Raw genomic sequence first — 13802 nt, forward strand, 5'->3', positions numbered from 1 at the left:
TGTGTATGCGATTAAGTGAATTAAGTGGTAAAGAGGTTGTAGATATAGAAAAAGCGGAAAAAATGGGAGTCTTAGGTTATATGGATTTAGAGATTAATGAGAAAGACGGGCAAATACAAACACTTATAATACCTGTAGGGAAGTGGGGAGGTTTTAAAAAGGAACCACAAGAAGTAAGGGTGGCATGGAGTCAAATAAAGAAAGTCGGACACGATATGCTTCTTTGTGATAGTATAGATCGTTCAAATTCGGAGTGAAGGATGGCCATTTTGGTCATCTTTTTTTGTATCTACATAGAAACCTGATAAATCATATGTGCATTTGGATTTTCAATCACCATAAACTCGTACATTACATATGATGTGGAGGAAAAAGAAAAAGTAGGCACTTTTCTTATAAATGACAGAAAAAGAAGGTGAATTAGGGAATGTTGACTGAGATGCATATTGCTGTCATAGGAGGAGATGCAAGGCAGCTAGAAGTAATTCGTAAGCTAGTTGAATTGGATGCGAAACTTTCTTTGATAGGTTTTGATCAGTTAGATCATGGTTTCACAGGGGCAGCAAAAGAAAGTATACAAAATTTAGATTTCACTTCTGTAGACGCAATTATTTTGCCGGTTGCCGGTACAAATGCCAAAGGAGAAGTAGATACTATTTTTTCAAATGAAAAAGTTTCAATAACGAAAGAACAAATTGAAAATACACCAGAACACTTTACTATATATTCAGGTATTGGTACACCTTACTTGGAAAATCTCGTATCTACTACGAACCGAAAACTTGTTAAATTATTTGATCGTGATGATGTAGCAATATACAATTCTATTCCAACGGTAGAAGGTACATTAATGATGGTAATTCAACATACCGACTATACAATTCATGGGTCCAATGTAATGGTTCTAGGATTTGGTAGAACAGGAATGAGTGTTGCGAGAGCATTTCAATCATTAGGAGCCCATGTCAAAGTTGGAGCAAGACGATCTGAACATATTGCACGTATTACAGAAATGATGTTTTCTCCTTTTCATATGCAAGACATAGAGAAAGAAGTAGGAAATATCGATATTGTAATTAATACGATTCCGCACCTCGTTGTAACAGCGAATGTTATTGCAAAAATGCCAGCTCATACGTTAGTGATTGATTTAGCTTCTAAACCAGGCGGTACTGACTTTAGATATGCGGAAAAAAGAGGAGTCAAAGCATTGCTAGCACCTGGATTACCAGGTATTGTTGCCCCAAAAACGGCTGGGCAAATCTTAGCAAATGTTCTTTCTCAGTTATTAGCAGCAGATGCAATCGCAAAGGAGGAGGAAAAGAAATGAGTTTGAAGGGGAAACGAATTGGTTTCGGATTTACAGGTTCACATTGTACGTATGAGGAAGTTATGCCGCACTTAGAAAAATTAATTGCTGAAGGAGCAGAAGTACGTCCTGTTGTTTCATACACTGTTCAATCAACAAATACTAGATTTGGAGAAGGAGCAGAGTGGATTAAGAAGATTGAAGAAATAACAGGTTTTAAAGCAATTAATTCAATTGTTGGAGCAGAGCCACTTGGACCTAAAATTCCATTAGACTGCATGGTAATCGCTCCTTTAACAGGAAATTCTATGAGTAAATTTGCAAATGCAATGACAGACTCTCCAGTACTAATGGCAGCAAAAGCGACGCTAAGAAATGGCAAGCCTGTCGTATTGGCAGTTTCGACGAATGATGCTTTAGGGTTAAATGGGGTAAATCTCATGCGCCTAATGGCAACAAAAAACATCTACTTCGTCCCATTCGGTCAAGATGCGCCAGAGAAAAAACCGAACTCAATGGTAGCTCGTATGGAGTTACTGGAAGATACAGTATTAGAAGCGCTGCAAGGAAAGCAATTGCAACCGGTGGTCGTAGAAAAATTCAGATATATGAATTAAAAAACGAAAAAAAACGGACAATTTTTGATGAAACCATCATTCTTACTGTAGAATATGATAAAATTAACGTTATTAAGATTAGAAGGGGTATTGTATACTCCTTCTGATTCTAAGTTATAGAAGGATTGGTATCTAGAAAGGGGCATAGTGATGGAAAAGCAAAAAACTTTTCATGTCGCTGTAGTTGGAGCAACCGGCGCAGTTGGTGAACAAATGTTAAATACTTTAGAGAAACGAGAATTTCCAATCGGGAAATTAACGTTACTTTCATCTAAACGATCTGCAGGTAAGAAACTTGTATTTAAAGGCGAAGAATTTACAGTTCAAGAGGCAACTCCTGAAAGCTTTGAAGGAGTAGATATTGCACTATTTAGTGCTGGTGGATCTGTATCGAAACAATTAGCGCCAGAAGCAGCAAAACGCGGTGCGATTGTTGTTGATAATACAAGTGCATTCCGTATGACAGAAAACGTGCCACTTGTTGTACCTGAAGTAAATGAAAACGACTTAAAAGAACATAATGGTATTATTGCAAATCCAAACTGTTCTACAATTCAAATGGTAGTAGCTCTTGAGCCAGTTCGTCAGCAATATGGTTTAAAACGAGTAATCGTTTCCACATATCAAGCTGTATCAGGTGCTGGTGCGGCAGCTATTGAAGAACTGCATGAACAATCACAAGCAATCTTAAATGGCGAAGAAGTTAAGGCAAATGTTCTTCCTGTATCAGGTGATAAGAAGCATTTCCCAATTGCTTTTAATGCGATTCCACAGATTGATAAATTCCAAGATAATGGATTTACGTTTGAAGAAATGAAAATGATTAACGAAACGAAAAAAATTATGCATATGCCTGAATTAGAAGTAGCGGCAACATGTGTACGTTTACCAGTTGTATCAGGACACTCTGAGTCTGTTTACATCGAAGTAGAAAAAGAAGGCGTAACAGTAGCAGAATTAAAGAGCTTACTTGCAAATGCGGAAGGTATTGTTCTGCAAGATAATCCAGAAGAGCAGTTATATCCAATGCCAGCTACTGCAGTAGGTAAAAACGAAGTATTCGTTGGAAGAATCCGTAAAGATTTAAATAACGATAAAGGATTCCATCTTTGGGTCGTATCTGATAACTTATTAAAAGGCGCTGCATGGAATTCTGTTCAAATTGCAGAGCGCTTAGTAAAATTACAATTAGTGTAAACGGCTAAGAGAAGGTGCAAAATATGAAAATAATTGTTCAAAAATTTGGTGGCACATCAGTACGTGATGACAATGGACGTAAGCATGCGCTTCATCATATAAAAAAATCATTAGCTGCTGGTTATAAAGTAGTTACTGTCGTATCTGCTATGGGCCGTAAAGGTGAACCATATGCAACGGATACGTTATTAAGTCTTGTAAATCAAGAGGAATCTACTATTTCTAAGCGTGAGCAAGATTTATTATTATCGTGTGGAGAGTTAATCTCTGCAATTGTTTTCTCTAATATGTTGAATGAGAATGGTATAAAAGCAGCAGCATTAAATGGTGCACAAGCTGGTTTTGTAACGAATGATGACTTTACGAATGCAAAGATTATTGAAATGAATTGCGATCGTATACATGAAGAGTTAGAAAATGTAGATGTAATCGTCGTTACAGGATTCCAGGGACAAACGAAAAAAGGTGATACGACAACACTTGGACGCGGAGGTAGTGATACTTCAGCTTCAGCATTAGGTGTTGCACTTCATGCTGAATACATCGATATATTCACTGATGTAGAAGGTGTTATGACTGCGGATCCTCGTATTGTAAAAGATGCACGTCATCTTCAAACTGTAACGTATAACGAAATTTGTAACATGGCTTATCAAGGTGCGAAAGTCGTTCATCCACGTGCAGTTGAAATTGCGATGCATGCAAAAGTGCCACTTCGTGTACGTTCTACGTATTCTGATAGTGAAGGTACGCTTATTTCAGCATATGACGGTGCTACAAGAGGTCGTGATGTAGAAGAACGTCCTGTTACAGGCATTGCCCACGTATCAAACGTAACGCAAATTAAAGTGCTTGCAAAAGAAACGGCATATGATTTGCAACAACATGTGTTTAAAGAGATGGCGAACGAAGGAATAAGTGTTGATTTAATTAATATTTCACCTACTGGCGTAGCATATACGGTGAGTGATAATGTATCAAGTCATGCAGTTAAATTATTACAGAACCTTGGATATGAGCCAATTGTGACAGAACATTGTGCGAAAGTATCTATTGTTGGGGCTGGAATGGCAGGATACCCAGGGGTTACTGCGAAAATCGTTACAGCTTTAGCGGAAAAAGGTATTCAAATCCTGCAATCGGCAGATAGTCATACAACAATTTGGGTTCTTGTAAAAGAAACTGATTTAGTGGAGGCTGTAAATGCATTACATAGTGCGTTTGAGCTTTCAAAAGAAAAGCAACTGGAACAATAAGGAGTGAGACCATGATAGATTTTGGGACAATTGCAACCGCGATGGTAACACCGTTTGATATAAACGGGAATATCGATTTTGCAAAGACAACGAAATTGGTAAATTATTTAATTGATAACGGTACAACAGCAATCGTGGTAGGAGGAACGACAGGAGAATCTCCTACATTAACTTCAGAAGAGAAAGTAGCGTTATATCGCCATGTCGTATCTGTTGTCGATAAAAGAGTGCCCGTAATCGCTGGAACAGGTAGCAATAATACGCATGCTTCTATTGACTTAACTAAAAAGGCAACAGAAGTTGGTGTGGATGCAGTAATGCTAGTAGCACCGTATTATAACAAACCGAGTCAAGAAGGAATGTATCAGCATTTTAAAGCAATTGCTGAAAGCACGCCGCTTCCGGTTATGCTATATAACGTTCCAGGACGATCTATTGTACAAATCTCCGTTGATACAGTTGTTCGTTTATCAGAAATAGAAAACATTGTTGCTATTAAAGATGCCGGCGGCGATGTGTTAACAATGACAGAAATCATTGAAAAAACAGCGGACGACTTTGCGGTATACAGCGGTGATGACGGTTTAACGTTACCAGCTATGGCAGTTGGAGCGAAAGGTATCGTTTCGGTAGCCTCTCATGTTATCGGAAACGAAATGCAAGAAATGATTACAGCATTTCAAGCAGGAGAATTTAAGAAGGCACAAAAATTACATCAATTACTTGTAAGAGTAACTGATTCATTATTTATGGCGCCAAGTCCAACTCCAGTAAAAACAGCGTTACAAATGGTTGGATTAGATGTAGGTTCTGTACGTTTACCACTTCTTCCATTAACAGAAGAAGAAAGAGTAACGTTACAATCTGTAATGCAATCTATCCCTCGTTAATAAAAAATGACCTAGTGTAGAACTAGGTCATTTTTTATTATATGCAAATCTTTTCCTCTTTTTCTTACTTATATGTGTTCTTATAAGAATATTAATCGCTTCTTCATTATGTGTATAAGAAAATAATCGTACCCCTTTAACTGAGTCAAAAAATGATAGATATTATGGCATAAACGTAATAAACTACGGTGTCTGTTTTTAGAGAAATCCCCTCAAATATGACGTAATTCATAAAAAAACTCCATTTTGTAAGTGTTTTTGTTGGATTCTAGAAAAATAAATCTTGAAACTTCCTATTATGAAATGAATTTAGCGTATGTATGGCTAGTTCTTAAAAATAATATGGAGTATAAAATCGGAATAAATATAAAGGAAATACGTTCGATACTTTTGTTGTCATTCCGTTCTTTTACTCTTTCTTTCGCACGATTTAACTTGTGTTCTATTTCTTGTATCAGGTATAATATGGCTAAGTAGCTTAGTACGGGTATGCTTAGCAAAATTGGGAAAAATTATAATTTAATTAAATTTTCATATCATATCGAATAAGATATTTGATTTATATAATGAAAGAGAGGTGAAACCTGGTTTAAAAAATAAACAAGGACATGATATCGCATAACGGTAAGGACATTCGTCTTGGACGGTGAAAATATGGTGGTTGTAGAGTTTCCCCTGGTGTCTCTGCAATTTTAGTGAAATCAGTGTTTGCAAGATTTTTAAACCAGGCAACAACATGAAGAGAAAAGAGAATGAGTCTGTTAAAGTATTTGCTCTTGGTGGAGTAGGTGAAATCGGGAAAAACATGTACTGTGTTGAAATTGATTCTGAAATCTTTATCGTAGATGCAGGGTTAATGTTCCCGGGAGATGAAATGTTTGGAATTGATATCGTTATTCCTGATATTACATATTTAGTGGAAAATCAAGAGCGAGTAAAAGGTTTATTTATTACTCACGGTCATGAAGATCATATTGGTGGAATTGTGTATGTGCTTCGTAAATTATCTATTCCAGTCTATGCAACGAAATTAACAGTAGGACTTATACAAGAAAAACTTGGTGAAGCGGGCATGTTAGGCCGTGTAGACCTAAAAACAATCGATTCAAATTCAACAGTAGAATTTAACACTACAACGGTGTCATTCTTCGGAACGACACATAGTATTCCGGATTCTGTTGGCGTTTGTTTCCATACATCAAAAGGTGCAGTCGTATATACGGGAGACTTTAAATTCGATCAAACTCCAATTGGAAATAGTGGAGCAGACCTTGGGAAAATGGCGCAAATCGGAAATGAAGGCGTACTTTGCTTATTATCTGATAGTACAAACGCAGAGCGCCCAGGCTATACAGGTTCAGAAAAAGAAGTTGGTGTAGAAATCTCTAAAGTGTTCTACGGTGCAGAAGGTCGTATTATCGTTGCTTCATTTGCATCGAATGTACATCGTATTCAACAAGTATTTGATGCAGCTGCTGAAACAGGGCGAAAAGTAGCGGTAGTAGGACGTAGTATGGTGAAAGTAGTAGACATTGCAAGACGTCTTGGTTATTTAAATGTTCCAGAAGGTATGGTTATTTCATTACAAGAAGTAGACAACTTCCCAGAGAAAAAGGTAGCTATTTTAACGACAGGTAGTCAAGGTGAACCGATGGCTGCTCTATCTAGAATGGCAAAACAAGCACATAAACAAATTTCAATTCGTAAAGGTGATACTGTTATCATTGCTGCTTCGCCAATTCCGGGTAATGAAATATCTGTATCAAAAATTATTGATTTGTTATTTAGAGCTGGAGCTGAAGTTGTTTATTACGGCGAACGAAAAGTTCACGTGTCAGGTCACGGTAGCCAAGAAGAATTAAAATTAATGTTAAATTTAATGAAACCAAAGTACTTTGTACCCGTACATGGTGAGTTCCGTATGCAAAAAGCACATGCATATTTAGCTGAAGATGTAGGTATTACAAGAGAAAATATCTTTATCGTAGAAAAAGGCGATGTAATTGCTTTTGGTGACGATGAAGCAAACTTAGTCGGTAAAGTACAAGCTGGTAATGTTTTAATTGATGGATTAGGTGTAGGTGACGTTGGTAATATCGTTCTTCGAGATAGAAAGATGTTATCTCAAGATGGAATACTAGTAGTTGTTGTAACGCTTGGTAAAGATGAAAAGAAAATTATCTCTGGCCCAGAAATCATTTCACGTGGTTTCGTATATGTTCGTGAATCAGAAGCGTTAATTGAACGATCTACAGAGATTGTACGTATGATTGTTGAGCAGTCAATTAAAGAATATTCAATTGAATGGTCAATGTTAAAACAAAATATTCGTGAATTATTAGGACAGTTCTTGTACGAAGAGACAAAGAGAAAACCTATGATTTTACCGATTATTATGGAAGTATAAAAAGATCACCCTTATGGGTGATCTTTTTTCTTTTTAACCCTATCGAATGAAATTTATAACTTAAGAAATAATAGTTATATACGAGTGAAAGGGGATGCGAAATGACAGAACGTGATCGATATACAAATGAAGAAAAAGAAGCTGAGCCAAAAGAAGCTGGAAAAGAGGCTTCAATAGTTGAAAAAATTCAACAGCTTGGACAGACAAATGTACCACAGATGAATGAATCACGTATTCATTGTTTAACGATTATCGGACAAGTGGAAGGTCATGTTCAATTACCACCGCAAAATAAAACAACAAAATATGAGCATATCATTCCGCAAATTGTTGCGATTGAACAAAATCCGAAAATTGAAGGTTTGCTTTTAATATTAAATACAGTTGGAGGTGACGTTGAAGCTGGGCTAGCAATTTCTGAAATGGTAGCTTCACTTTCAAAACCAACAGTATCTCTAGTTTTAGGTGGGGGACATTCCATCGGTGTACCGATTGCTGTTTCTACTGACTATTCGTTTATTGCGGAAACTGCGACGATGACAATTCATCCAATTCGTTTAACAGGTCTTGTCATAGGTGTGCCACAAACATTTGAGTATTTGGATAAGATGCAAGAAAGAGTCATTCGTTTTGTGACGAAGCACTCGAAAGTAACAGAAGATCGTTTTAAAGAGCTTATGTTTGCGAAAGGAAATTTAACGCGAGATATTGGGACGAATGTAATTGGTGGGGATGCAGTAAAGTACGGTCTTATAGATGATGTCGGCGGTATTGGAAATGCGATTCGAAAATTAAACGAATTAATAGATGTTCGTGCGGAAGATAGTACAGAAGGGACAATGCTACAATGATTTTATATACAATTATGCCAGAGCAACTTGTGTATCCGGTCGATTATTCACAATGTGAAAGTCAAAAAGTTGTAAATATAAATGGTGTGGAATTAATGGTTTCTGAAGAGGAACATGGATGTTATTCTATTGTACGTGTGCTAAGTACGGACCCACTTCACTATTTAGAGTTTGAGCCCGGTCAGAAAATAACCTTTTAGCAAAAAGAAGGATTTTGTTTAGAAGCTATGGTATAATATAAAAAACAAGACGGTTGAGCAGCCATGAGTAGGCTGCTTTCTTCTGTTTATTTAGCATTTTACAAGAAGTGTAAAAATAGAAGATATAAAGACCTGAAAAATAGAGAAAACAGACATATAAATAGAGCATTTTGAAGGGAGCTTTACTTATATGTAGAACACGAGGTGAAGAAATGGCAAAACAAAAGCAAAGAGGGACGAAGGCAAAGGCAAGACGTACGATAAAGCCAACTTTGTATTATGAAATCGTCGGTTTAACTCTTTTTGCACTTTCAATCATTACGATTTTACAGCTAGGCGTTGTAGGGAAATCGTTTGTGTTATTTTTTCGCTTCTTCTTTGGTGAGTGGTACATAATTGGTGTGTTAGGTGTAATAGCTTTATCGGTTTCCTTTGTTATAAAACGCGGATGGCCGAACCTTTTAAATAAACGATTAATTGGATTTTATTTAATTGTATTGGCGATATTAATGTTTAGTCATATTACATTATTTAACCTTCTTACAAAAGATGGAGCAGTGCAAAATACTTCTGTTATTGTGAGTACGAAAGATAACTTCTTTCTTGAAATGAAAAAGGGGCCAGATAGCGTTCATTTAGGTGGTGGTATGTTTGGTGCGCTTATGTTCGCAACATGTTACTTCTTATTTGACGAAGTAGGAGCTTATATCATTGGTATTATTCTAGTTATTCTCGGTATACTTTGTATAACAAATAAGCATATTGGAGAAGTGTTAGCTCCAGTTGGTAGAATTCTTAGAAGTCAGTTTCAAGTGATGCAAGGGGATTATAAAGATTGGAGAGCCAAAAGAACGGCTGAACAAACAGAAAAGAAAAAAACAACAAGAAGCACAAGAAGCAAACGTGCTGCAGAACAAGAAGAAATTATTGAGCCGATGGAAGAAATCTCAATTGATCCTCCGATTATTTCGAATTTCACTGAGAATTATCCTGTAAATGAAGAAGAGGATAAACGAATTGAAGTAGAGCAAGAAGAGTTGATCACTTCACCGTTTATTGAAGAGACTCCGCCAATTGAAGAACCAAAGAAAAAGCGTGGAGAAAAAATTGTTGAATCGTTAGAGAGCGAAGCGCAAGCACCTCCTATGCAATTTTCAAATGTAGAAAATAAAGATTACAAGCTTCCTTCACTTGATATATTAAAATTTCCAAAGAATAAGCAAGTTACAAATGAAAATGCGGAAATTTATGAGAATGCTCGTAAATTAGAACGTACATTCCAAAGTTTTGGAGTGAAAGCGAAAGTAACAAAAGTGCATAGAGGTCCTGCAGTTACAAAATATGAAGTGTATCCTGATATGGGGGTAAAGGTAAGCAAAATTGTCAGTTTAAGTGATGATTTAGCCCTTGCTTTAGCTGCAAAGGACATTCGTATTGAAGCGCCAATTCCCGGGAAATCAGCTGTAGGGATCGAAGTTCCAAACTCAGAGGTTTCGATGGTAACGCTGAGGGAAGTTCTTGACTCCAAGGCTAATAATCATCCGGAAGAGAAGTTGTTAATTGGTCTTGGCCGAGATATTACAGGTGAAGCTGTATTAGCCCGTCTAAATAAAATGCCTCATTTACTCGTAGCTGGTGCGACAGGTAGCGGGAAAAGTGTATGTATTAACGGTATTATTGTTAGTATTTTAATGCGTGCAAAACCACATGAAGTAAAATTAATGATGATTGACCCGAAAATGGTAGAGCTAAATGTATATAACGGTGTGCCTCATTTGTTAACGCCAGTTGTAACTGATCCGAAAAAAGCATCGCAAGCATTGAAAAAAGTTGTGAGTGAAATGGAACGTCGTTATGAATTGTTTGCTCATAGTGGTACACGTAACATTGAAGGATACAACGATTATATAAAAGAGCATAATAGTCAATCAGAAGCGAAACAACCCGAATTACCTTATATTGTAGTAATTGTGGACGAGTTAGCAGATTTAATGATGGTTGCTTCGTCTGATGTAGAGGATGCGATTATGCGTCTAGCGCAAATGGCTCGTGCTGCTGGTATTCATTTAATTATTGCAACGCAACGTCCGTCAGTTGACGTTATTACGGGTGTTATTAAAGCAAATATTCCATCACGTATTGCATTCGCTGTATCTTCTCAAACAGATTCTCGTACAATTCTTGACGGTGGTGGTGCAGAGAAGCTACTAGGTCGTGGAGACATGCTGTTTATACCAATTGGTGCATCGAAACCTGTACGTGTACAAGGCGCATTTCTATCAGATGATGAAGTTGAGAGAGTTGTAGAATATGTTATTGGACAGCAAAAAGCACAATATCAAGAAGATATGATTCCGCAAGATGTTCCTGATACGAAGCAGGAAGTAGAAGATGAATTATATGATGAAGCGGTTCAACTTGTAGTGGAAATGCAAACAGCATCTGTTTCTATGTTACAACGTAGGTTTAGAGTAGGTTATACGCGAGCTGCTCGCCTAATTGATGCAATGGAAATGAATGGTGTAGTAGGTCCGTATGAAGGGAGTAAACCGAGGGAAGTACTCATTAATGATGTACAAGAAAAAAGTTCTTAAAAAAAGCCTAATTGTTTTTACAATTAGGCTTTTTTATATAGTGTTTTTGTTATATACTATACTCAGCGATAAAGAAAGGGCTTACATTTAGGGGTGCCCTTTAGAATACGAATACTTTGAGTATGTTTTATGTAAATGTTCGATATTTAATGCAGAAAAATGTTAGATTTTGTTGACACGTATGAGAGCAAGTGGTAAGATTACTTCGAAAAGAATCACTGCCTCATATAATCTTGGAGATAAGGTCCATAAGTTTCTACCTGGCAACCATGAATTGCTAGACTATGAGGGGAAAAGTGTGTAACAAAGGATGTAAAGGATCTTTGTGCCGAACTTTTTCTCGAAATGAGGAATGTTTATGGTGCAAAGTTTTTTTTATGCAATAAAGAGTGAAAATTTTATTTTAAAAAATTATTATTATTTATTCGACAATTACACTTATTTTGGTGTTTAGTCATTTGTACTATGTTGTAAGTTGAAAAAAGAGAAAAGAAGTCTTACATCAGAGGTCGAATAATTGAAATGCGGGGGAGTCTTATGTCAGTAAAATCTGATAGTCGTCACCTATATCTACGGGTGATTGATCACATCAAAGAAAAAATTAAAGATGGCGCTTATAAAGAACGACAAAAGTTACCATCAGAGTTTGATTTAGCGAAAGAACTTGGCGTAAGTAGAGCGACTTTAAGGGAAGCGTTGCGTATTTTAGAAGAAGAAAATGTTGTCATTCGTAGACATGGTGTAGGGACATTTGTAAATGCAAAGCCATTATTTTCTTCTGGAATAGAACAACTTTCTAGTATTACAGATATGATTTCTAGTGTGGGGAAAACACCAGGAACAATCTTTTTATCATCATCTACTACAACTTTAACAGAAGAGGAAAAAGAGAAGTTTAATAGTGAAGATGGTTTTAATGCAGTGATGATTGAACGCGTGCGTACAGCAGATGGGGAACCTGTTGTGTATTGTATCGATAAACTTGCAAAAGAAATATTGCCAGACTTATCGGGTTACAATGAGGAATCATTATTAACGGTGATACATAATAACACGCATAAGCGCATAACATATGCGGTTGCTCACATTGAGCCAATTGGCTATCACCCTAAAATCTCACCAATTTTAGAATGTGAGCCTGAAACAGCACTGCTTGTATTAAAACAAATGCACTATGATCAAAATGATGAGCCAATCTTATATTCTATCAATTACTTTAGAGCTGATAAATTTAGCTTCCACGTATTAAGAAAGCGTATGTAGGTAAATTCCTTTTTAGGGAGGTGACAGCAAGAAGTAAGGAACAGCAGCGTAAGAATAAATAAATATATATCATTTTTGGAGGGGTTTCTAGTATGAAGAAAAAAGCAGGCCTTTTATTATCATTAACTTTAGCAGCAAGTACAGTTTTAGGTGCATGTGGTAACTCGGATAAGGCGAGCAGTGACAAGAAAGACACGAAAGACAATAAAGATTTCAAGGTTGGTCTTGTAACGGATGTTGGGGGCGTTGATGATAAGTCATTTAACCAATCTTCTTGGGAAGGGTTACAAAAGTTTGGTAAAGATAATGGTTTAAAAGAAAAGACAAATTATCGTTACCTTCAGTCTGAAAAAGAAGCTGATTATATTCCGAATTTAAAAAAATTCTCAAAAGATAAATATGATTTAACATTCGGAATTGGTTATAAATTAGAAGGTGCAATTAAAGAAGTAGCAAAAGAATCTTCAAAACAACAATTTGCAATCGTAGATACTGTTGTAGATGCACCGAACGTAACGAGCATTACGTTTAAAGATCATGAAGGATCATTCCTTGTAGGTGCGGTAGCAGCTATGTCAACAAAATCGAATAAAGTAGGATTTGTTGGTGGAATGAAAAGTGATTTAATTAGTAAATTTGAAAATGGATTTAAAGCTGGTGCAAAGGCAGTAAATCCAAACATTGAAATCGTATCTGAATATGCAGAAGCATTCGATAAGCCTGAAAAAGGTACAGTTCTTGCTTCAGCAATGTATGGTCAAGGCGTAGACGTAATTTATCATGCTGCTGGTGGTACAGGTAACGGTGTGTTCACAGAAGCGAAAAACCGTAAGAAAAAAGGTGAAAACGTTTGGGTAATAGGTGTTGACCGTGACCAACATCAAGAAGGTATGCCTGAAAATGTAACATTAACTTCAATGATTAAACGTGTTGATGTAGCTGTAGAAAAAGTAGCTAAAGAAGCAAAAGATGGGAATTTAAAAGGTGGGAAAATTGAAGAGTTTGGCTTAAAAGATGACGGTATTGGTATTTCAAAAACAACTGATAACGTGAAAAAAGTTAACCCTGAAATTTTAACAAAAGTAGAAGAGCTTGAAAAGAAAATTACAGCCGGTGAAATTAAAGTGCCAGCTACAGATAAAGAGTATAAAGAATACGAAGCTTCTCTAAAAAAATAAATAGAGAAATAGCAAAGGTTAGTTCATAGAACTAACCTTT

12 protein-coding genes and 1 riboswitch are annotated in these 13802 nt (G+C 36.5%); all 12 genes read left to right on the forward strand.

Annotated elements, in window-relative coordinates; all coding sequences use genetic code 11:
• Window positions 1–5: 5 nt before the first annotated feature.
• The 12 genes from M1D66_RS08440 (at window position 6) to M1D66_RS08495 (ending at window position 13762) form a co-directional block, all read left to right on the forward strand.
• Complete coding sequence (locus tag M1D66_RS08440) at window positions 6–257, forward strand: YlmC/YmxH family sporulation protein (RefSeq protein ID WP_001239759.1); 252 nt, start codon at window positions 6–8, stop codon at window positions 255–257.
• A gap of 170 nt (window positions 258–427) precedes the next feature.
• Complete coding sequence (gene dpaA, locus M1D66_RS08445; RefSeq protein ID WP_000954735.1) at window positions 428–1330, forward strand: dipicolinic acid synthetase subunit A; 903 nt, start codon at window positions 428–430, stop codon at window positions 1328–1330.
• Window positions 1327–1926, forward strand: a complete 600-nt coding sequence (dpaB, locus tag M1D66_RS08450; protein ID WP_000053596.1) for a dipicolinate synthase subunit B — start codon at window positions 1327–1329, stop codon at window positions 1924–1926. Before dpaA ends, dpaB begins: the two co-directional genes overlap by 4 nt.
• 150 nt (window positions 1927–2076) lie before the next feature.
• On the forward strand, window positions 2077–3123 hold the full coding sequence (gene asd, locus M1D66_RS08455) for an aspartate-semialdehyde dehydrogenase (protein ID WP_000414846.1): 1047 nt from the start codon (window positions 2077–2079) through the stop codon (window positions 3121–3123).
• 23 nt (window positions 3124–3146) lie between these two features.
• Window positions 3147–4379, forward strand: coding sequence for an aspartate kinase (gene dapG / locus M1D66_RS08460; protein ID WP_000692451.1), 1233 nt, complete (start codon window positions 3147–3149; stop codon window positions 4377–4379).
• 11 nt (window positions 4380–4390) lie between these two features.
• The gene (dapA, locus tag M1D66_RS08465) at window positions 4391–5269 is read left to right on the forward strand and encodes a 4-hydroxy-tetrahydrodipicolinate synthase (RefSeq protein ID WP_000564763.1); all 879 of its coding nucleotides are present in this window, start codon (window positions 4391–4393) and stop codon (window positions 5267–5269) included.
• A 736-nt stretch (window positions 5270–6005) separates the two neighbouring features.
• The gene (locus M1D66_RS08470; protein WP_000823097.1) at window positions 6006–7676 is read left to right on the forward strand and encodes a ribonuclease J; all 1671 of its coding nucleotides are present in this window, start codon (window positions 6006–6008) and stop codon (window positions 7674–7676) included.
• 101 nt (window positions 7677–7777) lie between these two features.
• A complete protein-coding gene (gene tepA, locus M1D66_RS08475) occupies window positions 7778–8527 on the forward strand; it encodes a translocation-enhancing protein TepA (RefSeq protein WP_000139806.1) in 750 nt (249 codons plus the stop codon).
• Complete coding sequence (locus M1D66_RS08480) at window positions 8524–8727, forward strand: YlzJ-like family protein (RefSeq protein WP_000605036.1); 204 nt, start codon at window positions 8524–8526, stop codon at window positions 8725–8727. The genes tepA and M1D66_RS08480 overlap by 4 nt, the downstream gene beginning before the upstream one ends.
• A 212-nt stretch (window positions 8728–8939) precedes the next feature.
• Window positions 8940–11321: a DNA translocase FtsK gene (locus M1D66_RS08485; RefSeq protein WP_001118782.1), complete on the forward strand. Its 2382-nt coding sequence runs from the start codon at window positions 8940–8942 to the stop codon at window positions 11319–11321.
• Between the two features lie 203 nt (window positions 11322–11524).
• Window positions 11525–11626: riboswitch (purine riboswitch) on the forward strand.
• 232 nt (window positions 11627–11858) lie between these two features.
• Complete coding sequence (locus M1D66_RS08490) at window positions 11859–12584, forward strand: GntR family transcriptional regulator (protein WP_000114182.1); 726 nt, start codon at window positions 11859–11861, stop codon at window positions 12582–12584.
• A gap of 92 nt (window positions 12585–12676) precedes the next feature.
• Window positions 12677–13762: a BMP family lipoprotein gene (locus tag M1D66_RS08495; protein ID WP_000725771.1), complete on the forward strand. Its 1086-nt coding sequence runs from the start codon at window positions 12677–12679 to the stop codon at window positions 13760–13762.
• Window positions 13763–13802 lie beyond the last annotated feature (40 nt).

Source organism: Bacillus sp. PK6-16, from assembly GCF_056530295.1.